We start from the raw sequence: 20,295 nt of genomic DNA, 5'->3' as shown, positions 1-20,295 counted from the left end.
ACTTCAGCCTTTTAGCGCAAGCAACACCACGTTTTCAACATGCTGCGTATGTGGAAACATATCGACCGGACGGATGCGCCGGACCGCGTACCGCTCAGCGAGTAGCGCCAGGTCGCGTGCCTGGGTGGCGGCATTGCAGCTCACATACACCAGTTTGGGTGCAGCCATCTCGAGCAGCCTCGCTACCACGTCTGGGTGCATTCCGGCCCGTGGCGGGTCCACAATGACCACATCCGGCTTGCCGTTTGTGGCTACGAAATCTGCCGTAAGCACGTCTTTCATATCCCCCGCATAAAACTTCGTATTTTGGATGCCATTGATCATCGAATTGATTTTCGCATCTTCGATGGCCGACGGCACATACTCTACGCCGATTACTTCAGCAGCGTGCCGCGCAACGAAATTGGCTATCGTACCCGCGCCGGTATACAAATCATACACGCGTTCCCATCCTTCTAAACCCGCAAAATCGCGGGTTATCTTGTAAAGTTCGTAAGCTTGCGCAGAGTTGGTTTGATAAAAAGACTTGGCCCCGACTTTAAAGCGCAAACCCTCCATTTCTTCGAAAATATGGTCGCGCCCAGCGTACAAATGGATATCTTGGTCAAAGATGGTGTCGTTTTTCTTTTGGTTAACCACATACAACAGCGACGTAATTGTTGGAAATTCCGACTGCAGGAAGGCCATCGTCGCTTGGATCGTTTCATCGTCGGTGTACGCGAAAACAACAATGACCATCAGTTCACCTGTCGACGCCGTGCGGATAATCAGGTTACGCAATGCCCCTTCGTGCTGCCGCAGGTCGTAGAACGAGATGTCGTGTTGCAATGCGTATGAGCGAAGCCCGTTGCGGATGGCATTCGAGGGGTCTTGCTGCAAATAACAATGCTCGATGTCGAGAATTTTGTCGAAACGGGACGGCACGTGGAACCCTAGCGCACGCATCTCCAGGCTTTCATGGGCATCGTCGATGTCTGTAAGCCACCGCTTGTTGGAGAACGTGTATTCCAGTTTATTGCGGTAATACCGTGCTTGTGGCGCGGGCAATATCGCTTCCATCATAGACGTATCCACCTTACCCAAGCGGGTAAGTGCCTCATCCACACCTTTTTGCTTATAGGTAAGTTGTGCCGGATAATCCATGTGTTGCCATTTGCATCCACCGCACACACCGAAATGGCCACAAAATGGCGTTATACGATGTGCTGACGACTCCTTGATATGCCGGACGCGCGCCTCCGCAAAATTCTTCTTCTTCCGGGTCAATTCGACATCCACCACATCTCCCGGGATGGCCTTATCGACAAAAACCACGAGGTCGTCAACCTTCGCTACGCCTTTGCCCCCCTCGGCTATATCCACAATCGAAACATCTGCCAGTAACCGCTGCTCGGCTGTCAATCTTTTTCTGCTCATAAAACGTACAAAGGTACGCGTTTTGTGGGGGTATGAGAAAAACATTCGTCATGCGTGTGCTACTCGTCCCATTTTTCCTGCTCCTCGGCATATTCAGCGCCCAATCAAACCCGTTGACCAAGATGCAGCCCCTCCAGGATACTTCTCTGCGCGCAAAAAGCGTGTATGTGGAATATGGCGGCCCTTCGGCCATTTATTCCGTTACGTATGACACGCGTTTTACGCGCAGTAACAACGGTTGGGGGCTCCGTGCCGGCGTTGGCTTTTTGCCGAGCCAAGGCATCAACAATATTTCCGTACCGGTACAAGTGAACTATTTACTGGGCAGCACGCGGCATTTTTTCGAAGCGGGGGCGGGAGCAACCTTTTTCCACGGCAACCAAACCAACTCATGGTTTGGCCCCCAAAAAGAAGGCTCGTTGGTTTTCGGCTCATTAAGTGCAGGCTACCGGTACCAACCGCTGCAGCGGGGAATAACGGCACGCATAGGGATGACAGGCATAGCAGGGCCGTTTAACAACAATTCCGTAGCGGCGCTTCCGCACATAAGCGTCGGGTACCGGTTTTAATCGCCGTCTACCGTCGCTTTTACCAGGTAAGGGAGAATTTCTTTCTGGAAGGAGACGAAGTTCTTGCGTACATCGGATTCGCTTACCGACGTGAATGCAAACGAGAAAACGATGTTCTTACTGGCCTTGATAAGGAAAGTAAGTTTTTCGGGTGTCACCGCGCCACCGATTTCCGCATTGTTGATAAAAGAGCTGATCAATAGAAACTCAAGGTCATCAGAGAGCGTACGCAGGTATTCCTGTGTGTTGGCCGACTCGCGGATGAAATCCCACCCCAGAAACTCGTTGCATATCGCATAGGTGAGGCGGCTCACGCGGAGGATGGTATTGCCGAGATAGGTTTCGAGATCAGCCTGATGATTGTATTTACTCAATAGATCGGCCACACTTTCGCGGATATAATCCATCAGAATGGCATGCAGCACAAGCTCTTTGCTATCGAAATATTTATAGATGGTTGCCTTGGCAATTTTTGCGCGGCGTGCAATTTCATTGACACTGGTTTTTTTATAGCCATAGCGCCTGAAAAGCTCACGAGCTGCCTTTTTGATTGATTCTTTTACTTTATCCGCTTCCATTAATTAATTTGAAACGATTAAGATATCGCCATTCCGTCTTACATAATATGGTCTGAGTGGACATTCCGCGACCGCTGATGGCGAACCGTTGGTTAAGATAAATTTCGCACCGGAACAAGGATCCACCGCTACCGGCCCTTCTCCTTCCAGCTCCACCGCGCATCGTTTTTCCGGATTAACGGTACTGCACCTGTCAAACGCTACGTATTGCCCTTCACTCACCTGCATAACGATAAGACCGGCAACCCCACCATGTTCGGCCCCTAAAGCCACCGGCTGCATGAGTAAGCGTAGTTCGTTGAATTCCACCAGCGATATAGTCTCCTGGAATGGAATGTAGTCCACCACATTGCATCCGCCCTTTTTACATCCGGTAAGTGAAAGGCATCCGATGAAGAATAAGAACAGCCGACCCTTGGCCATGCGCTAATAATTAAATCAACTCCGTCTCGAACTGGCTCAGGAAACGAACATCGTTTTCAGAAAACAGCCGGAGGTCTTTGATTTCGTATTTGAGGTTGGTGATCCGTTCAATACCCATCCCAAAGGCGAAACCACTGTATTTTTGCGAGTCGATACCACAGTTTTCGAGCACATTGGGGTCGACCATGCCACATCCCAATATCTCGACCCAACCGGTTCCTTTGCACATCGCACATCCCTTACCCTTGCAAATGGTACAACTGATATCCATCTCGGCGGAGGGCTCGGTAAACGGAAAGTACGACGGGCGGAAGCGCACTTTGGTATCCTCACCGAAAAGCTCCTGTACAAAATAGTACAACGTCTGTTTTAAATCGGCAAAAGATACATTTTCGTCGACATACAATCCTTCTACCTGATGGAAAAAGCAATGTGCACGGGCCGATATGGCTTCGTTGCGGTAAACCCTCCCCGGCATGATGGCACGGAATGGCGGCTGGCCGTTCTCCATCATCCGCACTTGTACGGACGAGGTATGGGTACGTAGTGCAATGTCGTTACCATCTTGCTTCTTGATGAAAAATGTATCCTGCATATCCCGCGCGGGGTGTTCAGGCGGGAAGTTAAGTGCCGTGAAGTTATGCCAGTCGTCTTCAATTTCAGGCCCTTCGGCCACCACGAAGCCCAGCTTCTTGAATATCTCTACGATTTCCTTACGCACCAACGCAAGCGGATGCCTCGATCCCACAACGAATCCCTCGCCGGGTAAGGTAAGATCCCCGACCTCACGTTTATTGAACGCCGGATTAGCAGCAAATTGTTCCTGGATCGTTTTGTATTTTTGTTCAGCAGCTTGTTTAAGCTCATTCAGGTTTTTGCCGAGCGCACGTTTCTGTTCTGGTGAAACGGATTTAAACGCCTCGAACAAATTGCGTATCACGCCCTTGGCCACTAAAAACTTTAACCGGAAGGTTTCCACATCCCCCGGCGACTGCGGTGTAAACTGCTCGATTTCTTGCGCGTACTGTGCTATCTTCTCGTCCAACATGACGCCAAAGATACAGGAAAAAAATAGAAATTTTTAAAACAGGGAATCCTCGTCGCCGTCGTTCTCTTTGAAATCGACCGGTGTGTTTCCATGCTCGTCTTTTCTAGAGGTTTGTTCTGTCGAGGCCTGTGTGCCACCGGCATTGGCCGGAACCTCAAAATCACTTCGTCGGCCCAATAATGTGAAATTATCGGCCACCACCTCCGTTGTGTAACGCCTTATTCCCTCTTTGTCTTCATAGGTCCGTGTGCGCAACTTCCCTTCGATATAAACCAATTTCCCTTTAAATAAGTATTTGGCGGCAACTTCGGCTAGCCCCCGCCACATGACGATGTTGTGCCACTCGGTCTGCTCTACCCGGCGGCCATCCTTATTATACATTTCTGAAGTTGCCAACGGAAAACTGGCTACGGTAACATTCCCCTCCAAATGGCGTACTTCGGGGTCTTTACCGAGGTGGCCGACTAAAATAACTTTGTTGATGCCTGACATAATTTAGGTATTTCTTTGGTTAACCATACAATCCTTTTAAAAAAGAATAAATCAATTGCGGTTTAGCTAATGTACCCAAATCTTTGATAAAAACATAACTCCACGCTATTTTTTTGTCGTTGAGACCCTCGTGGCCATCCACGGCGATGAATTGTGCGTGAAGGTTCTGGTGACTCAACACATGCTTCACCGGCCGTCCCAACTGCCTCAAACCAGCATTTGGCCCGAAGTGCGCGATAACCGCTTCTTCCGCGGCCAACTCCGCGAGGTCCATTCGATGGGTTGTCTCAATCAACGGCAACTCATATAGGCTTTCCCAAATATCACCCCGCCCACGCTTATTCATCAAGATACGGTCGCCATTCTCCACTACGAAATAATTGAAATACCGGTTACGACTTGCTTTCCCCTTAAGTTTTACAGGCAATTCTTTTACCCGGTTTTCTTTCCATGCCTGGCATTCCAACCGCAGCACACAGTTGCCGCAATCGGGGTTGTTGGGCTTGCATTGCAAAGCGCCGAATTCCATGATCGCCTGATTGTACAAGCCCGGGCGGCTACTGTCCAAGAGCTCCTGTGCCAACCTCAGAAACACTTTCCGTCCGCCGGTGGAGTTGATGGGCTCATCGATGCCAAAATACCTCGCCAACACCCTGAATACGTTACCGTCTACCACCGCCCGGGGTTCATTGGCCGAAAAAGAAGCAATCGCCGATGCAGTATATTCACCGATGCCTTTCAGCTTAATGAGGTCGTCGTAGCTGCTGGGGAACACACCGTCGTGATCGGCGACGACCGCTTTGGCGGCCCGGTGCATATTGCGCGCCCTTGAGTAATAGCCGAGCCCCTGCCAATGCCGTAATATTTCGCCCTCGGAGGCCGATGCAAACGACGCCACATCTGGAAAATGGGACACGAACCGATGGAAGTAAGGAAGCCCCTGCGCCACCCGTGTTTGCTGCAGGATTACCTCCGACAGCCAGATGACATACGGATCCGTGGTGTGGCGCCAGGGCAAATCCCGCTTATGTTGGTTATACCATGTAATGATGTCGTTGGAAAATGCCATGTGGCAAAGGTCCCCTTTTTTTAGCTTGTCTCCAACATCCGCATGCGGTAGCCATTCATGGCCGTAACGCCAAGCTGTTGCACCAGGCGGTAATTGACCACTGCCCCCACGGCAGCGCCGATTACCGGAATCAGTTGGGCCATTTTCGCTAAGTCGATGTAATCGCGGTATTCCAGCTGAAATGTGCGCCAATCGAAACTGTCGATATCGTCCGGCAGCCCTTCGGCATACGTTTCCCAATCGCACAGCCGCCGATAGACGGCGGCCCGGTGCTTATGACTCGAAAAAGCCAGTTGGAATACGGTAAGCAAAAAAAGGCGTTCCTTATATTGACGTACATCGTAGCCATATGTTGTGGCAATATCGAACAGCATTTTCACCTTAATGGCCAGCAGTGCGGGAAAATCGGCAATCCCCATCAAGATACCGCCCGCACCCGTTACGGCGCCTTCCACGGAAGCGGTTTTCCTGTAGGTGTCTATGAGCTTCCTGACATAGGCTTCGCGTAGTTGGAAACTTCCATAAGCCCGTGGGGAGGAGACCGTGTATGTGGTGCCGAATAATACACCCTTCACCATTTTCTCGATGGTGAACGTGATTACTTGGTGAACCTTCTCCGGAATGAGGTCATTCAGTTTGGCCTGTATATTTTTTGCCCATACCGCACCCATCGGCTGCTTCTTTGTCATCTTATGCTTCCAGAAGGCCAATTCAATCATCACTTTTTTCCGGTACACCGGCGACATGTCCGGCTCCCTATCGTGTTTCATCACGTATTTCGACGGTGGGTAAACGGCATTGTTACATTCGAACGCAGGTTTTCACATAAACGGGCGACAAAAAAAACGAACGACCTTTGTATTGAAAGAAAATCTATTAACTTTGTAGACTACAAATTCATTAACATATAATTAGGAGGAATAATATATGAGTTTAAGATTAGGCGATACCGCGCCGAATTTCAAAGCGGTAACGACGGTAGGAGAAATCGACTTCTACGATTACACCGAAGGCAAATGGGTAGTGTTGTTTTCGCACCCGGCCGACTACACACCGGTATGTACGACTGAGTTGGGCCGTACCGCGCAATTGAAAAGCGAATTTGACAAGCGCAATACCGTCGTACTCGCGGTGAGCGTAGACCCTATCGATAGCCACCACGGTTGGGTAAAGGATATCAATGAAACGCAAAATACCAACGTTGAATTTCCGATCATTGCCGACGACGACCGGAAGGTGGCCGAACTGTATGACATGATCCATCCCAATGCATCGGCTACCGCCACCGTACGTTCGGTATTCGTTATCGGACCGGACCGGAAGATTAAGCTGACGCTCACCTACCCTGCCTCCACCGGACGGAATTTCCTGGAAATCCTTCGGGTCATCGACTCACTTCAGCTCACAGCCAACCACAGCGTTGCCACTCCAGCAGATTGGGAGCATGGACAGGACGTCATCGTGTCGCCGGCTATCGCTACGGAAGATATCCCGGCAAAATTCCCCAAGGGCCATAAGGTTATCAAGCCTTATCTCCGCACTACGCCGCAACCGAATATTTAACGAAAGCGCGGTAAATGGCTAGCCATTAAAAAAGAAAAAGCGATTGATATAGCATCAACCGCTTTTTTTCATTTATTTCACCCGCGTCACTACACTAGTATACCTTTACCAGGTATACATAATCCTGTATCTTCTTCACCTGTTCGGTGCGTTTAAGTGTACTCAGCACGTTCTTCTTACTGATAACCATCTCACTTTCAAGCGAATCTTCGGGAACCGCCGCAATTGATTTCAGCAGTGCCTCGGTTTTGATGGCAAACGATGCCCCATCAATCCCGGTCTGCTTGCCGCTGATGATACCGATCACGTTACCTTTGCTGTCGAGTACAGGTCCACCGCTATTTCCGGGGTTCACGGGAATGGATATCTGATAAGCCGTGGTGTCTCCTGCATAACCAGTACGCGAACTCAGGTAACCCTGCCCATAGACCACTTCATCCCGGGGGTATCCGATGGTATATACATCCTCGCCGAGCTCCGAAGGGGTTTCTTTAAAAGTATAAGGTGCACTTTTGAGCGGCGTAAACGTGCTGTCGTTGATGCGCAGCATCGCCAAGTCATGCGTCGGGTCGATATAGATGACCTTCGCTTTAAAGGACTCTCCTTTCGTACTTTGAAGATGAACCGAATCGGCATCCCTTACCACGTGGTAATTGGTAACGACGTAACCGTTCGCTGAAATCATGAAGCCGGTACCTCCGAAGTTACTTGCCGACCGATCGTCACGCTGCTTTCCGTTGTTGATATTCCGGATGACGGCATTCTGGGCACTTACATTTTTCTTCACGTCATTCATGTCCCGCCGCAATGCGCTGTAATTGGTCGTCGTCTTTTCGATGGTTTTATAATAACCCGATAACCATAGGGTGGAAAATACCGCGATGATGGCCACACTTGCCGCCACCAAGGAATTGACCTTAAATTTGTTCCACAGGGTTACCACCGAGGGTTCCGGCCGCTCAGTTAATGGCTCACTGCCGCCTGCATGGTACCGTGCAGCCGCCGCGGATAGCGTATGCTTAAAGGCCACACGGTCGGCATGCTCCTTCAACTGCTGCAAGAACAAACGATGGGTTGCCAATTGCTCGGCTGCCGTAGCGTTATCCGCGCAGTACTGCTCAAAGGCGTCCCGCTCCACCGCTCCCATTTCACCATTCAGATACCTATCGACCCGTTTTATAAATTCTTGCTCATTCTCCATCATATCTGTATCAATTTTACTTTGCCGCTGTAAAAAACAATTTCTTCAATCGTTGCAGGCATTTATATTTTTGGGTTTTGGCATTATCGGCATTGGTATATCCAAATTTTTCACAAATCTCCTGCATGGACAGATTAGCGATGTAGAAATCGCGGATAATCGTCCTACAGGGCTCTCCCAATTCGTCCAATGCCTGCTCCATCATTGCCAACTGGAGGTCCCGTTCCTCATGCCTCGCCAAATCTTCCTCCACCGCGAGGATGTCCTCATACGCGGCCACATCGCGGAAGGTACGGCCTTTACTTCCCAATTGCTTGAGCCAAAGCCGTCGGCATACCGAGTAAATGTATGTCTTCAATTGGCTGGTCAATTCGAAGTCGCGCTGTTTAACTTTATCATAAAGAACGATAACCGCTTCCTGGAAAACATCCTTCGCCTCGTCTTCCGTGCCGTTATTTTGCACAACCATATTCAAAACCATCGGAAAATAATCATGGTACAGCCGCTCCAAACTAGCCGCATCACCCTGTGCCACACCTTCGAGGGTCACGGCATCCGATTCCGGCGCAAAAGACTTCTTCCTTTTACTCACTGATTAATACGATTTTGCTCAAATAGTAACCCATACACCCCTCCAAACCTAAGATATTTTTTTCGATTTTGAAATGGATACCTCCATTCCTATCTTAGCCGCAAATTACACGTCGATGTACCATACCCACGCATTGCAGGACCGGATAGCCGACGGATTGGCAGACCTCGGTATTCCTGAACATCCCGCCAATTTGTACGATCCGGTGCGTTACATGCTACAAATCGGGGGCAAACGCATCCGGCCATTACTCACCCTCATGGCTGCCGACCTTTTTTCCATCACAGACATGTGGCGCGCTGTACCGGCCGCGTTAGCCGTAGAACTATTCCATAATTTCTCCCTCGTGCACGACGATATCATGGATCATGCCCCGTTGCGCCGCGGGCACCGCACTGTACACGAGAAATGGGATTCGAATGTAGGCATCCTTTCGGGCGACAACCTACTCATTATGGCCTATGCGCAATTGGCGAAATGTCCTACCGATTGCCTACCGGCTATCCTTGACACGTTCAATACGATGGCTGCCCAGGTGTGCGAGGGGCAGCAGCTGGATATGGACTTTGAGCGGGCCACCGCCGTAAGCATCGACGAATACCTCCGCATGATCCGGCTCAAGACCTCGGTACTACTGGGTGCAGCGCTGAAAATGGGAGCCCTTTTGGCCGGGGCCACGGATACGGGCGCCCAGCTCATCTATGACTTTGGCGTGGACGTGGGCATCGCCTTCCAATTGCAGGATGACATCTTGGATGTCTATGCCGACCCCAAGCAATTTGGTAAGCAACGCGGTGGCGATATCCTCGCCAATAAGAAGACCTATCTCTTGCTGAAAGCATTGGAGATGGCAGATACGGCAACCCGGTCGAAGCTGGATGGGTGGCTGGCCGATCATTCGGAACCCTCGGAGAAAATCAACCGTGTTACGGCCATATACGATGCGCTTGGCATACGCGCCGAAGTGGAAACCGCCAAGCAGCGCTATGTTGAACGTGCCTATACCGCGTTGGATGCCATCCCTGTTGATATTAGCCGTAAGGCCCCATTGCGGGAACTTGCCCACGCCCTACTCAGCCGCGGACAATAGCCATAGAACTGGCAGTATAATTGCTGGGAAACGTGCTATCAGTTTCTGTGTTTATCGATTTATTATTAACTTGTGCCTTTGGCACTGGCAACGCATAAGGACCTCATCGTTTACCGATATGGAAGCACTAAAAATCACGACTTTCCAAGCGTACCTTTTTTGGGAAAACATCGACAAAAACCTGAGCAACCTCGCATTGAAGCTTTCTGCAATCCGCGAGAAAACGGATTTAATCGTCTTGCCCGAAATGTTTAATACCGGATTTACGATGGACGTGGAACGTTGTGCGGAAAAGCCGGATGGAAAGACGATGCATTGGATGCTGGAAATAGCGCAAAAATACGATTGTGTGGTAGCGGGGAGCCTGATCATCGAAGAGGAAGGCAACTACTACAACCGATTTGTCTGGATGACCAAGGACGGTAATTATGTGACGTATGACAAGCGCCACCTGTTTGGCATGGCAGGGGAAGACAAGGTATTCACCGCCGGCACGCAACGGGTCATCGTGGATCTCAAAGGGTGGAAGATATGCCCGATGATCTGCTATGATCTCCGGTTCCCTGTTTGGACACGCAATCTCGACAGCGCTTATGATATATTGCTTTATATCGCGAGCTGGCCCGATAAACGCTCGGGCCACTGGCGGAGCCTGATCCCTGCACGTGCTATCGAGAACCAAGCGTTTGTTATCGGTGTAAACCGCGTGGGGCACGACGGCAACGAGATTTACTATTCCGGTGGATCGATGTGTATTTCACCCGCCGGTGACGTGGTGTACTACAAGCCCGAATATGAAGACCTTTATACGTTTACGATCTATCGGCGCGATCTCGACGATACCCGCAAGGAGCTGCCATTCCTGAAAGACATGGATACGTTTAATTTAGTCGTAAATCGTAGTAAGTCGTAAGGCAATCGCAGGCCGAATAGGTATTATTTATACGGCCGTTCAAGGATAATCGATTTAATGACGGCATCGCGCAGGTCAAATTCTTCCGCAAGCAATACGGGCTGCGTATCTGTGTCGGTATCCACTACCAGCCGCTGCGGTATCGATGGCCTTTGATGTTCATCGCGGGTAAATTCAGAAGAGTCCATCATCCCCGAATAACGTTCAAATTCTGACGTGGCAGCTGACGAGGTCACGGGCGCTGCTGCCGGCGTGGAATCACCCGCAGGGCCATGCTGGATATATTTGGCATTATCTTCCGGAAGCGGTGGCTGGGCCGGATTCCGCTTGCGTGCCTTATCTTGCTCCTTTTGGTAATTGGCATACGCCTGGAATCCAAAAATGGCAATCGCAATGACTATGGTAATAAACGTTTCCATCGACCTAAAGTTAGGAAATAATTTCGACAACGATGTATTGCTGTCGATAAACCGTATTTTTGTAACACGAGCCGCCCGGTTGCGTCTAATCTAGGTAACTGCCGTTCATGAGTAACCAACGACAACTGTTCCAGCGATTATTTGAAGAGAACTCCAAGCGGGTCTACCACCTATGCTATGGCTATACGGGTGATAGCGATTCGGCGAACGACCTGATGCAAGAAACGTTCATCAAGGTGTGGCAGAACTTGGGTAAGTTCCGCAACCAATCGCAATTTTCGACGTGGATATACCGCATTGCGGTCAACACGTGCCTATCTTACCTTCGCACCGCCAAACGGCGGGCCACCGATGAGCTGAACGACAGCATTATCGAGAATTACACGGAAGAGCCTTCGGAAAAACAGGAGCAGATCGCGCAGCTGTATAAGTCCATCGCACAGCTGGAGGAAAACGAGCGGATCATCATCACCATGGTCTTGGACGAGGTGCCGTACCCCGAGATTGCCGAAGTAGCGGGAATCTCGGAGGGCAATCTACGGGTAAAAATACATCGGATAAAACATAAGCTAACAGAAATATACAATAGCAATGAAAGGGTTTGATGAGATACAACAGCTTTGGCACGGGCAGGCACCCGATCCAAACGTTAGCTTTGAGACCGTACTGAAACGTATCAAGAGCAGCCGGTCTGCATTTGCCAGAAAACTATTCTGGCAGAGCATTTCAACGGGTATTGCCGTAGCGATTCTGCTCTGGATGTGCTTCACCGTCGACTTTTCGACATGGACCACCTACCTGGCCATTGCCATCATGGTGAGCTGTATCTGTTATTATTTCGTGAGCCAGCTTAGTGACTACCGCGCCATCAATAACAGTCAGGACCTACTGTCGAAACCCCAAGATTACATCCATTACCTGAAGACTTTCCAACAGAAGCGCTATCGGTTCAATACCCGGAACTATACCTTCTACGAAGTTTGTATTGGCGTGGCATTCGCTTTGTATGGCATTGAGATGTATTTCGCTCTACCCCTATGGACTTTCATTGGCTTGGTGGTATTCGTCATCTTTTGGTTTGTGATATGCCACGTCGTTTTCATGAAGCAGTATATCCGCAATGAACAGGCTCGCATTGCAGAAATGATTGACAGCCTGGAACGGATAAAAGGGCAATTCAACGAAACCAAAGATTTGTAAAATATAGCATTTTTTCGGCTTTAAGGTAAGTTTATCGTATTTTTGCCGGAAATCATGTATGCTATGGAATTACTTTATACGGGCAAAACGAAAAACGTATACCGGGCTGGTGCATACCAGGTCTTGCTGCAATTCAAAGACGATGTGACGGGCGAAAACGGGGTATTCGACCCCGGTGCGAATACCGTAGGGCTTACCATAGAGGGTGCGGGCAAATCGGGGCTCAAAATGACGAAGCATTTCTTTGAATTATTAAATGCGACAGGCATTCCTACCCATTACATCCAGGCCGATGTGGAACAGGCCACGATGACGGTCCGCGAAGCGAACGTCTTTGGCAAGGGGCTGGAAGTGATTTGCCGTTACCGCGCGGTGGGGAGTTTCCTCCGGCGTTACGGCGCTTACTGCGAATCGGGCCAACCGCTGGACGCATTCGTGGAAATCACGATCAAGGACGACGAGCGGGGCGACCCCACGATATCGGCCGATGCGCTGCAGATGCTCGGTATCCTATCGCTACAGGAATATGGCGTGCTGACGGCGGAGACGAAGAAAATATGCGGCATCATCAAAGATGAACTCGCCAAGAAAGACCTTGAACTATACGATATCAAGCTTGAATTCGGCCGTGATGCCGAGAGCGGCGAAATCATGCTCATCGACGAAATTTCGGGTGGCAATATGCGGGTTTATAAAAACGGAAGCTACATCACGCCATTGGAATTGGAAGACGCATTCCTGAACGGATAGTCTTCCGCCCGTTACGGGCTTTTCTTCATAAAGTCAAACGCGCCCTTGCGCAAATTGACGCCATATTCGAGATATGCTTTCAGGGAGGCAAGGAAGTTAGCCCAGCCTTCGGATTGACCGATTGCTTGTTGGATACCCGCATCGTCTTTTTTCATCGGCCCCTCGGTAACTCGTACAAGGGTGGCATCATTGGCGATAGGTTCCAATCTGATTTCCACCAGCATCCCTTCCACGCCACCCGACCAGTCGAACGAAATGTATTCATGGGGCTTGATTTCCTTTCCCACAACGGGGAAATCATCATCGAACTCGGGAAATTTCCAATGTACCTCTTTGCCAGCCGCTAACCTTCCCGTAGAGCGTTCGATAAAATAGTTATTCATCTTATCTGGCGAGACGATAGCCTCGAACACCGTTGCGGCCGGCTTCAAAATCTGGATGGTCGCTTTTGCAGTCAATACGTCTACCATAATCATTAAATTTTAGACCAAGTTCGGAAATACATATGGAAATCAAAAACCATCGGCTGGGATTCAACCGATCCGCCCACTGATGAGCCGATAAAGATGCGCCAATGCCGGGTCGTCCGCTAACAGTTCCAAATGCTTTTCCATGGTACGCACATCGTTGCGTACGGCCGGGCCGGTTTGCACCTCCTTGGGTTGATGTGCCATCACCTTTTGGGCCGTTTCGAGAATAAGTGGTCGGATAAGGTCGAAGTCCAAACCATGTTCATGAAGGATATCGGCAGCAATGGCGTAAAGGTGGTTGGTGAAATTGCAGGCGAAAACGGCGGCGGCGTGCAACGAAAGGCGCTGCTGCGAATCGCAATAGAAAACGTATCCAGACAAGCTACCCGCCAATATCTCCAATCGTTCCCATGCCGTTGTTCCCGAGGCTTCGACCGCCATGGGGATGGTGGAAAAGTCGACCGCCTTTGCTTTTGAAAACGTCTGTACCGGATATAGCACGCCGTAGTCTGTAGCATATTTGGCCAACACGGCCATATCGACACTGCCGGCGGTATGGACAATGACCCCTTGTTTTCCCCGCAATTGCGCCGCTATGGCAGCCAGGGCATCGTCCTTCACGGCGAGGATGTATACATCTGCCTGTGCGTCAACGGCTGTCAAATCAGCGGTCACTGCCGCATCCAACCGATTAGCGAGCGCCTGTGCATGGGCCGCGGTACGGCTATAGACCTGCTTGATGCGATGACCCGCCTGCACCAATGCATCGCCCAGATGGGTCGCCACGTTGCCGCTGCCAAGCAGTACGATATCCATCAGGCTTTTTGGCGTTTCACTTCTTTGTTGCGACGGACGATGGACAGCAGGAAACCGATGGTCATCACAATCGCACCGCACCAGAAGAAATTGATATACGGGAATTTGATGGCCTTGAATACGACCCACCGCTTCTCGGGCACGGGCTTCTGGTACACCATCAACTCCAATTTGTCTTTCTGTGGCATGATGTTGCTGAACCGTAACCGTAACCCCTGTTCTTCCACATCTTTGAACAGGTCGAATGTATTGCCGTCGCGGATAAGGAATACCGGCTCCGCATCGTACGTTTCACCATCCGCGGCATGGACCTTGACTTTCAGCCCAACAATGACATCATCTTCCTGACGTGGAATGTTCTGCACCGTTGCGTTGCGGTTGATGCCTTCGACCACTATATACCCGTTGCGGTACCGCAGCGTGTCTCCGATATTGGTTTCGTAAACGGCGGGCTCTTCGAAATCTTCAAAGCCGGCCTGGGCGGCATCTCCCTGAGCTTGCGTATGCGAATCGGACATCGCCGCGGTAATCAATGTATAGATATCATGGGTGAGGTAGTGGCGTGTATCCGGCGTACCGATCAACCCCCCCATATCGGGGTTATTCTGCGCAAATGGCCGCAACTGGAAGCTCTCGGTTACCCGGCCCGACTCTTCATCGACCTTCTCGTAGTTGATTTTATAATACACGTTGGGAGGCGCCACGCTATCGCCTACATATGTAATGCGGTAGTCGCCCATCTGAACGGGTTCGCCTTCGGTAAGAAACAGATTGTCGCCCGGGTTCTCCACCTGGTCAAAGCCCGCTACGGCGATATAATTGGCACTGTTTACGGAAATCACCTCATTGGTCGCTGCCGCTACGAGTGCCCCGATCAGCAATAGCCCGAAACCAATATGGGCCACCGCAGACCCCGTAAGCTTCCATTTTCCACGGATGGCTTCGCCCAATATACGCCCGTTCGCCACGATGGTATAGGCGGCTGAAAATACGAGTAGGATGTACATGAAATTGGTATATACACCGGTAATATACACCACGACGGCCGTCAATACCGCCGCGGCAACCAATGATGCAAGGGCTACCGCGAAAAACTTGCGGACGTTCGTCCGCTTGTATTTCATGAATTGCGTAACGGCGGAAAGCAACCCAACCACCACGGCGAAGCCTGCCTGCCATTTGTTGTAATGCTGCACCGGGTCTATCGGCGGTGCCACATCCGTACCGAATATGGCATTGAACACCGGTACCGACGTGGATGCGATGATCTGCACGCAGGCCACCGTTAATACCAACGCGCCGATAAAGAGCCAGAACTCGCGCGAATAGATATCTTCTTCCTTTTGATGCGACGGCATCTCTCGCTTGCGGGTCGCCAGGAAATAGACCATCACACCCAGGAAAATCGCGTTGAAGGCTACCAGTTGCCAATACAGCCCCAAGTCAGTGAATGAGTGCACCGACGTTTCGCCCAGTACGCCGCTCCGGGTGAGGAAAGAGGCGTAGATAACCAGGACGAAGCTCACCATTGCCAGAAACGTAGCGGTGAAGTAGGAGTGTCCAGAGTTTTTATAAGCGACCATGACGTGTACCGCCGCAATCAACGTGAACCAGGGGATGATGGACGCATTTTCTACCGGGTCCCACGCCCAGAAACCACCGAAATTGAGTGCCTCATAAGCCCAAAAGGAGCCCATGATGATACCCGCACCCAACGTCATCACGGCAAAAAGTGCCCATGGAAGCCCCGGTGTAATCCATTCCCTATAGCGCCGCTGCCACAAACCGGCGGTGGCATAGGCAAAAGGCACAATCATGGCGGCAAAACCAAGGAAAAGCGTAGGCGGGTGGATCACCATCCAATAGTTTTGGAGCAGCGCATTAAGGCCGCGTCCATCCGCAACCATACCCAAATAGTTGGGATCCGAAAAAATCGGCGCCTCAACGGCATCCCGCAACAGGATGAAGGGCGAGCTTCCCACCCGTTCCCCGAAGATGGCGATACCGATGAGCATGGAACCCAATACGGCCTGGCAGAGCATGACGACAGCCATCACTGGGCGTTCCCAACTTTTGGCCCGAAACAACAATACAGCACCCAACAAAGCCTGCCAGAACATCCAGAGCCAGAAACTTCCCTCCTGCCCTTCCCAGAAACTCGAAATGATGTAATGGGTAGGCAACGATCTGGACGAGTGTGCCCAAGCGTAATGGTATTCAAATAAATGGTTGTAAATAATATAGAACAGGCAGCTGCCGATGGCTACCACCGATACGACATTGGCCCAGAAAGCGGCGCGTGCGATACGCAACCACGAACGGTCCTGCTCATTTTTTGTGGCAAAATAATACGCCACACAGGCTAACAATGCGGATCCAAAGGAAAGAATAACAAAGAACTGGCCGATTTTACCGGGCAATAGGCTCTCGCCCACATAAGCTATATCCATCTACGTACACTAACGATTACCGATTGCAGGCACAACGGGACCTAAGGCACTGGCCGTCGACGCCTCTATCACTTCTACCTCATCCTCCTCATACTTGGATGGGCATTTCATCAAAATCTTGCTTGCGTGGAAGTCCTTACCCACCATTTTGCCCGTCAACACGATCTGTTCAGAGCGCTCGATATCCTGAGGCTTCGCGCCACGGAATACTACGCGGCACTCCGTGCTATCATTGTCGTACATATAGAACGAAAAATGGTTGGCATCCACCTTCGGGTCGTAATGCAAATCCTTCTCTTTGTTGAGTACACCTACCACATATAGCTCGGTTTGCTTCTCCTTGGCTTCCGTGAAGGTGGAGTAGGTACTCGAATCTGCATATATCACAATAATCATCGCAATGGCTATCGCGATAATGATGATCCCTATTACTGAACTTTTCTTCATGTCGTTATCCCCCAATGGATTAATACCGGATTGCAAAATTACGAATTGGAAAATGAAGGTACGAATAATGCAAGTGATTGCACTCTTTTAGAATCATTCTAAAAAGAACATATGGAAAAATCCGTATGTTTGTTTCCGGGAATATTGATGAAGCCACTAACTGAATAATGACCAGCGCCTTATATCGCATCGGTAAAGCCTGCATGGTATCGGCTCTGATATTTGGCCATGCCGTTTGTCTAGCGCAGCATCGTCCCCGCACGGAGTTTAACTTCAGGAATGACAATGACCTTTACCTCTTCAACAAGCAGGACCAATATTACACCAACGGCATATTTTTCAATATCCGCAAAACGGCAGACAGCACGGAGTTATCGGCCAACGAGGCCAACAGGATCTGGGGATTAACCATCGGGCAGAAAATGTACAACGCCTATACGGCCAATATCCGCTACATAGAAGAGGTAGACCGCCCCATCACCGCCTACCTATTCTTTGCCGCCGATTTCGACCGTTACTTCAAAAGCGAACGGTTCGTTTCGGTCACTACAGAAATCGGCACGATCGGACAGCGCGCCCTCGGCAAGCAATTTCAGGAGGGCATTCACAAAGCCTTCCGGCTGTATGACATTGCCGGCTGGCAATACCAGCTGAAAAATGCATTCGGTATAGATGCCACGGCCCGTTACGGTGGATTGCTTTACCGGAATCGGGGGCAATGGTTTGATATATCTGGCCAGGTAGTTGCCACATTGGGTTTTAATCATACCGGCGTCTCCATCGCTCCCGGTTTCCGGTTCGGCCGCATCAATCCGCTCCACCGATCCATATACACTTCCAGCCGATTGCAGGTACAGGGCAAGGCAGTCGCCAAGGAGCTTTTCCTATATTACCGTCCGCGGTTGCACTTCGTCGGTTACGATGCTACGCTCCAGGGCGGCATGTTCCTGCGCGACAAGGGACCGGTAACCTATGTCCCGGCCCGGTGGGTATGGTACCATCAGGTCGGTATCATGTATGCCAAAAATGCCCTTTCGTTGCATTTACAGTATATTTTCTATTCAAGGGAGGTTCCGGGGATGTTCTTCCGCCATCGGTATGGTTCGGTAGGGATGGGATACAGGTTTTAGGACCAGTCCTTTCGCCGATTGATTTTGCGTAGCGCCTGCTGCCGCTTGGCGTCGAGGCGCTTCTGCACGGCCGCTTTGGAGGGTTTGGTAGCTTTACGTGGTCTCTCAGGTTTCAGCGCGATCGCAAGGAGCTCGACCAACTTTTGGAGCGCAAGTTCCTTGTTGCGCAATTGGCTACGGGTCTCTTGGCTGCTGATCTGCAAAAGGCCCTCGGCTTGTAACCGATTGGATAAGCGCTTCCGTATAAGCGCTTTTTCATCTTCGGAGAAAACCGTAGCGGCCCCCACGTCGAACAGCAGCTCAACCTTGGTTTCCACTTTGTTGACGTGCTGTCCTCCGGCCCCACCGCTCCGCGATGTCTGGAATCGCACGAAAGGGAGCAGCGAATCTATGTCAATCCGCTCCGCCTGTGCCATCTATGTTCAATGTCCTCTGTATGCCTGCAAACCGCCCCACCAACATGGCCGCCACATTATCGCCGGTGGCATTGAGTAATGTGGCCATGGGGTCTACCAACGTACCTATAATCATTACGGCAGGGATCGCTTCGGTAGGAAGCCCATAAACCGAAATCATCAGCATCTCACCGATATATCCCCCATTCGGGATGCCACCGGCCACGATACTCACCAATACGGTGATGCCGATAGCGGTAAATAGCGTCATCGGGTCAAAGAAGTCCCAGCCAATCAATACGAACGCCACATATATCTTTACGATGCTCGACATCGACGACCCATCTTTGTGCAAGGTTGCCCCCAACGGAATAACCACATTGGCCACCGCAGGTGGAACACCCATTCTCGAGGCCACGGAAAGGTTCACGGGCATGGTGGCGATGCTGCTGCATGTACCCACGGCCGTAGCGGAGGGTAAGATATTGTTTTTCCAAAACCGGTTGATACCCGGCCTACCGCCGGCTATGTAGGCATAGATGGTGAAAAAGACGGCAAAGTAAAAGGCACCAAGCACATAATACAAACCCAGCGGTTTTGCGTAAAACCCGAAGAGTTCGGGACCGATGGTACCGACCTGGTATGCGAAGTAGGCCCCCAAGCCAATTGGGGCGATTTTCATGATCATGATGAGCAAATGCTTCATCACCTCATTGCCCGAAATAAGGAATTTGCGGAACGAGTGGCCCGCTTCCCCGGCCCGCATCGCCGCAATACCCACCAGAAAGGAAAAAATGACAAAGGCCAGCATGTTTTCGCGCGAGAGCAGCTTGTAGAATTCATTTACGGTCACGAACCGCACCAGCTTATCCCCCCAGGTATCGCCCGGATCGCCCTGGATAAGCTCATTACTGACCTCCTGGGCCGCCTGGGGAGCCTCCACGGGGAAAAACCATAACGCGACGATGGTGCATACCGCCGCGATCACAATGGTACCCAGAAACACACCGGCCATGACCGAGATGATGCGGCCCAATCGCTGCGAGCCATCGATGTTGGCCACCGCCGAAGCGATAGCGAAAAACAACAAGGGAATGACGGCCGCAAACAACAAGTTAAGGAAAATATCGCCCAACGGCTTGAGCCAAGCCACCGTGCCGGGGAAAAAACCACCGACGATGCTCCCCATCACGATACCGAGTAATAGTAGCAGAATGCTGCCGTAATTCTCCAAGAAATTTGACAATCGTCTTTCCATACTTTA

General features: G+C 50.7%; 24 protein-coding genes. 8 read left to right on the top strand and 16 right to left on the bottom strand.

Features of this window, described 5'->3' with window-relative positions; translation table 11 throughout:
* Window positions 1–3: 3 nt before the first annotated feature.
* Window positions 4–1,416, bottom strand: coding sequence for a 23S rRNA (uracil(1939)-C(5))-methyltransferase RlmD (gene rlmD / locus ACO1NT_RS16270; RefSeq protein WP_449049793.1), 1,413 nt, complete (start codon window positions 1,414–1,416; stop codon window positions 4–6).
* Window positions 1,417–1,448: 32 nt separating this feature from the next.
* Between rlmD and ACO1NT_RS16265 the strand changes: the two genes are divergently transcribed.
* Window positions 1,449–1,985, top strand: a complete 537-nt coding sequence (locus ACO1NT_RS16265) for a hypothetical protein (RefSeq protein WP_449049792.1) — start codon at window positions 1,449–1,451, stop codon at window positions 1,983–1,985.
* Here the strand turns inward: ACO1NT_RS16265 and ACO1NT_RS16260 are convergent.
* The 6 genes from ACO1NT_RS16260 to ACO1NT_RS16235 are packed head-to-tail and all read right to left on the bottom strand — an operon-like array spanning window position 1,982 to window position 6,365.
* Window positions 1,982–2,563, bottom strand: coding sequence for a TetR/AcrR family transcriptional regulator (locus ACO1NT_RS16260; RefSeq protein ID WP_449049791.1), 582 nt, complete (start codon window positions 2,561–2,563; stop codon window positions 1,982–1,984). The two genes, ACO1NT_RS16265 and ACO1NT_RS16260, sit on opposite strands and share 4 nt — an antisense overlap.
* A 3-nt stretch (window positions 2,564–2,566) precedes the next feature.
* The gene (locus ACO1NT_RS16255; protein WP_449049790.1) at window positions 2,567–2,986 is read right to left on the bottom strand and encodes a hypothetical protein; all 420 of its coding nucleotides are present in this window, start codon (window positions 2,984–2,986) and stop codon (window positions 2,567–2,569) included.
* Window positions 2,987–2,996: 10 nt separating this feature from the next.
* Entirely contained in the window at window positions 2,997–4,034 is a 1,038-nt protein-coding gene (gene pheS, locus ACO1NT_RS16250) for a phenylalanine--tRNA ligase subunit alpha (protein WP_449049789.1), read from the bottom strand.
* A 33-nt stretch (window positions 4,035–4,067) separates the two neighbouring features.
* Window positions 4,068–4,526 carry a single-stranded DNA-binding protein gene (locus tag ACO1NT_RS16245; protein WP_449049788.1) on the bottom strand — a complete coding sequence of 153 codons (459 nt, stop codon included), beginning with the start codon at window positions 4,524–4,526 and terminating at the stop codon, window positions 4,068–4,070.
* A 19-nt stretch (window positions 4,527–4,545) separates the two neighbouring features.
* Window positions 4,546–5,595: an A/G-specific adenine glycosylase gene (gene mutY / locus ACO1NT_RS16240; protein WP_449049787.1), complete on the bottom strand. Its 1,050-nt coding sequence runs from the start codon at window positions 5,593–5,595 to the stop codon at window positions 4,546–4,548.
* 20 nt (window positions 5,596–5,615) lie between these two features.
* Window positions 5,616–6,365 carry an EcsC family protein gene (locus ACO1NT_RS16235; RefSeq protein WP_449049786.1) on the bottom strand — a complete coding sequence of 250 codons (750 nt, stop codon included), beginning with the start codon at window positions 6,363–6,365 and terminating at the stop codon, window positions 5,616–5,618.
* Window positions 6,366–6,522: 157 nt separating this feature from the next.
* On the opposite strand from ACO1NT_RS16235, the gene ACO1NT_RS16230 reads away from it, so the two are divergent.
* Window positions 6,523–7,158 (top strand): peroxiredoxin, encoded by a 636-nt coding sequence (locus ACO1NT_RS16230; protein WP_449049785.1) that lies wholly within the window; start codon window positions 6,523–6,525, stop codon window positions 7,156–7,158.
* 94 nt (window positions 7,159–7,252) lie between these two features.
* Here ACO1NT_RS16230 and ACO1NT_RS16225 read toward each other — a convergent pair whose 3' ends face one another.
* Both ACO1NT_RS16225 and ACO1NT_RS16220 read right to left on the bottom strand, forming a co-directional pair.
* A complete protein-coding gene (locus tag ACO1NT_RS16225; RefSeq protein WP_449049784.1) occupies window positions 7,253–8,362 on the bottom strand; it encodes a trypsin-like peptidase domain-containing protein in 1,110 nt (369 codons plus the stop codon).
* A gap of 13 nt (window positions 8,363–8,375) precedes the next feature.
* A complete protein-coding gene (locus tag ACO1NT_RS16220) occupies window positions 8,376–8,951 on the bottom strand; it encodes an RNA polymerase sigma factor (RefSeq protein WP_449049783.1) in 576 nt (191 codons plus the stop codon).
* Window positions 8,952–9,024: 73 nt separating this feature from the next.
* On the opposite strand from ACO1NT_RS16220, the gene ACO1NT_RS16215 reads away from it, so the two are divergent.
* Together ACO1NT_RS16215 and ACO1NT_RS16210 are read left to right on the top strand one after the other, a co-directional pair.
* On the top strand, window positions 9,025–10,041 hold the full coding sequence (locus ACO1NT_RS16215) for a polyprenyl synthetase family protein (protein WP_449049782.1): 1,017 nt from the start codon (window positions 9,025–9,027) through the stop codon (window positions 10,039–10,041).
* A 118-nt stretch (window positions 10,042–10,159) separates the two neighbouring features.
* Window positions 10,160–10,954: an amidohydrolase gene (locus ACO1NT_RS16210; protein WP_449049781.1), complete on the top strand. Its 795-nt coding sequence runs from the start codon at window positions 10,160–10,162 to the stop codon at window positions 10,952–10,954.
* 23 nt (window positions 10,955–10,977) lie between these two features.
* On the opposite strand, the gene ACO1NT_RS16205 is transcribed toward ACO1NT_RS16210, so the two are convergent.
* Window positions 10,978–11,373: a hypothetical protein gene (locus tag ACO1NT_RS16205; RefSeq protein ID WP_449049780.1), complete on the bottom strand. Its 396-nt coding sequence runs from the start codon at window positions 11,371–11,373 to the stop codon at window positions 10,978–10,980.
* Between the two features lie 107 nt (window positions 11,374–11,480).
* Between ACO1NT_RS16205 and ACO1NT_RS16200 the strand changes: the two genes are divergently transcribed.
* From ACO1NT_RS16200 to ACO1NT_RS16190, 3 genes are all read left to right on the top strand, one after another.
* On the top strand, window positions 11,481–11,978 hold the full coding sequence (locus tag ACO1NT_RS16200; protein ID WP_449049779.1) for an RNA polymerase sigma factor: 498 nt from the start codon (window positions 11,481–11,483) through the stop codon (window positions 11,976–11,978).
* Window positions 11,965–12,573: a hypothetical protein gene (locus ACO1NT_RS16195; protein ID WP_449049778.1), complete on the top strand. Its 609-nt coding sequence runs from the start codon at window positions 11,965–11,967 to the stop codon at window positions 12,571–12,573. Before ACO1NT_RS16200 ends, ACO1NT_RS16195 begins: the two co-directional genes overlap by 14 nt.
* 63 nt (window positions 12,574–12,636) lie before the next feature.
* Window positions 12,637–13,323, top strand: a complete 687-nt coding sequence (locus tag ACO1NT_RS16190) for a phosphoribosylaminoimidazolesuccinocarboxamide synthase (protein WP_449049777.1) — start codon at window positions 12,637–12,639, stop codon at window positions 13,321–13,323.
* An 11-nt stretch (window positions 13,324–13,334) separates the two neighbouring features.
* Here the strand turns inward: ACO1NT_RS16190 and ACO1NT_RS16185 are convergent, their stop codons facing one another.
* The 4 genes from ACO1NT_RS16185 to ACO1NT_RS16170 all read right to left on the bottom strand — a co-directional run bounded on the left by ACO1NT_RS16185 (window position 13,335) and on the right by ACO1NT_RS16170 (window position 17,506).
* Complete coding sequence (locus ACO1NT_RS16185; protein ID WP_449049776.1) at window positions 13,335–13,793, bottom strand: SRPBCC domain-containing protein; 459 nt, start codon at window positions 13,791–13,793, stop codon at window positions 13,335–13,337.
* A gap of 63 nt (window positions 13,794–13,856) precedes the next feature.
* The gene (locus ACO1NT_RS16180; protein WP_449049775.1) at window positions 13,857–14,609 is read right to left on the bottom strand and encodes a Rossmann-like and DUF2520 domain-containing protein; all 753 of its coding nucleotides are present in this window, start codon (window positions 14,607–14,609) and stop codon (window positions 13,857–13,859) included.
* On the bottom strand, window positions 14,609–17,059 hold the full coding sequence (gene ccsA, locus ACO1NT_RS16175; protein ID WP_449049774.1) for a cytochrome c biogenesis protein CcsA: 2,451 nt from the start codon (window positions 17,057–17,059) through the stop codon (window positions 14,609–14,611). Before ccsA ends, ACO1NT_RS16180 begins: the two co-directional genes overlap by 1 nt.
* A gap of 9 nt (window positions 17,060–17,068) precedes the next feature.
* On the bottom strand, window positions 17,069–17,506 hold the full coding sequence (locus tag ACO1NT_RS16170) for a cytochrome c maturation protein CcmE domain-containing protein (RefSeq protein ID WP_449049773.1): 438 nt from the start codon (window positions 17,504–17,506) through the stop codon (window positions 17,069–17,071).
* Between the two features lie 167 nt (window positions 17,507–17,673).
* Here ACO1NT_RS16170 and ACO1NT_RS16165 point away from each other — a divergent pair, with 167 nt between their 5' ends.
* The gene (locus tag ACO1NT_RS16165; RefSeq protein WP_449049772.1) at window positions 17,674–18,636 is read left to right on the top strand and encodes a lipid A-modifier LpxR family protein; all 963 of its coding nucleotides are present in this window, start codon (window positions 17,674–17,676) and stop codon (window positions 18,634–18,636) included.
* Here ACO1NT_RS16165 and arfB read toward each other — a convergent pair.
* Both arfB and ACO1NT_RS16155 read right to left on the bottom strand, forming a co-directional pair.
* Complete coding sequence (arfB, locus tag ACO1NT_RS16160) at window positions 18,633–19,052, bottom strand: alternative ribosome rescue aminoacyl-tRNA hydrolase ArfB (protein ID WP_449049771.1); 420 nt, start codon at window positions 19,050–19,052, stop codon at window positions 18,633–18,635. The two genes, ACO1NT_RS16165 and arfB, sit on opposite strands and share 4 nt — an antisense overlap.
* Window positions 19,030–20,289 carry a dicarboxylate/amino acid:cation symporter gene (locus tag ACO1NT_RS16155; RefSeq protein ID WP_449049770.1) on the bottom strand — a complete coding sequence of 420 codons (1,260 nt, stop codon included), beginning with the start codon at window positions 20,287–20,289 and terminating at the stop codon, window positions 19,030–19,032. The genes arfB and ACO1NT_RS16155 overlap by 23 nt, the downstream gene beginning before the upstream one ends.
* Window positions 20,290–20,295 lie beyond the last annotated feature (6 nt).

The organism is Parapedobacter sp. (genome assembly GCF_053550995.1).
Note: the sequence above shows the minus strand (reverse complement) of the source record. Positions and strands in the feature narration are given on the sequence as shown.

Excerpts from the sequence above, each read along its gene's own strand:
- rlmD (WP_449049793.1), bottom strand. The coding sequence starts at position 1,416 with ATGAGCAGAAAAAGATTGACAGCCGAGCAGCGGTTACTGGCAGATGTT.
- ACO1NT_RS16265 (WP_449049792.1), top strand. The coding sequence starts at position 1,449 with ATGAGAAAAACATTCGTCATGCGTGTGCTACTCGTCCCATTTTTCCTG.
- ACO1NT_RS16260 (WP_449049791.1), bottom strand. The coding sequence starts at position 2,563 with ATGGAAGCGGATAAAGTAAAAGAATCAATCAAAAAGGCAGCTCGTGAG.
- ACO1NT_RS16255 (WP_449049790.1), bottom strand. The coding sequence starts at position 2,986 with ATGGCCAAGGGTCGGCTGTTCTTATTCTTCATCGGATGCCTTTCACTT.
- pheS (WP_449049789.1), bottom strand. The coding sequence starts at position 4,034 with ATGTTGGACGAGAAGATAGCACAGTACGCGCAAGAAATCGAGCAGTTT.
- ACO1NT_RS16245 (WP_449049788.1), bottom strand. The coding sequence starts at position 4,526 with ATGTCAGGCATCAACAAAGTTATTTTAGTCGGCCACCTCGGTAAAGAC.
- mutY (WP_449049787.1), bottom strand. The coding sequence starts at position 5,595 with ATGGCATTTTCCAACGACATCATTACATGGTATAACCAACATAAGCGG.
- ACO1NT_RS16235 (WP_449049786.1), bottom strand. The coding sequence starts at position 6,365 with ATGAAACACGATAGGGAGCCGGACATGTCGCCGGTGTACCGGAAAAAA.
- ACO1NT_RS16230 (WP_449049785.1), top strand. The coding sequence starts at position 6,523 with ATGAGTTTAAGATTAGGCGATACCGCGCCGAATTTCAAAGCGGTAACG.
- ACO1NT_RS16225 (WP_449049784.1), bottom strand. The coding sequence starts at position 8,362 with ATGATGGAGAATGAGCAAGAATTTATAAAACGGGTCGATAGGTATCTG.
- ACO1NT_RS16215 (WP_449049782.1), top strand. The coding sequence starts at position 9,025 with ATGGATACCTCCATTCCTATCTTAGCCGCAAATTACACGTCGATGTAC.
- ACO1NT_RS16210 (WP_449049781.1), top strand. The coding sequence starts at position 10,160 with ATGGAAGCACTAAAAATCACGACTTTCCAAGCGTACCTTTTTTGGGAA.
- ACO1NT_RS16205 (WP_449049780.1), bottom strand. The coding sequence starts at position 11,373 with ATGGAAACGTTTATTACCATAGTCATTGCGATTGCCATTTTTGGATTC.
- ACO1NT_RS16200 (WP_449049779.1), top strand. The coding sequence starts at position 11,481 with ATGAGTAACCAACGACAACTGTTCCAGCGATTATTTGAAGAGAACTCC.
- ACO1NT_RS16195 (WP_449049778.1), top strand. The coding sequence starts at position 11,965 with ATGAAAGGGTTTGATGAGATACAACAGCTTTGGCACGGGCAGGCACCC.
- ACO1NT_RS16190 (WP_449049777.1), top strand. The coding sequence starts at position 12,637 with ATGGAATTACTTTATACGGGCAAAACGAAAAACGTATACCGGGCTGGT.
- ACO1NT_RS16185 (WP_449049776.1), bottom strand. The coding sequence starts at position 13,793 with ATGGTAGACGTATTGACTGCAAAAGCGACCATCCAGATTTTGAAGCCG.
- ACO1NT_RS16180 (WP_449049775.1), bottom strand. The coding sequence starts at position 14,609 with ATGGATATCGTACTGCTTGGCAGCGGCAACGTGGCGACCCATCTGGGC.
- ccsA (WP_449049774.1), bottom strand. The coding sequence starts at position 17,059 with ATGGATATAGCTTATGTGGGCGAGAGCCTATTGCCCGGTAAAATCGGC.
- ACO1NT_RS16170 (WP_449049773.1), bottom strand. The coding sequence starts at position 17,506 with ATGAAGAAAAGTTCAGTAATAGGGATCATCATTATCGCGATAGCCATT.
- ACO1NT_RS16165 (WP_449049772.1), top strand. The coding sequence starts at position 17,674 with ATGACCAGCGCCTTATATCGCATCGGTAAAGCCTGCATGGTATCGGCT.
- arfB (WP_449049771.1), bottom strand. The coding sequence starts at position 19,052 with ATGGCACAGGCGGAGCGGATTGACATAGATTCGCTGCTCCCTTTCGTG.
- ACO1NT_RS16155 (WP_449049770.1), bottom strand. The coding sequence starts at position 20,289 with ATGGAAAGACGATTGTCAAATTTCTTGGAGAATTACGGCAGCATTCTG.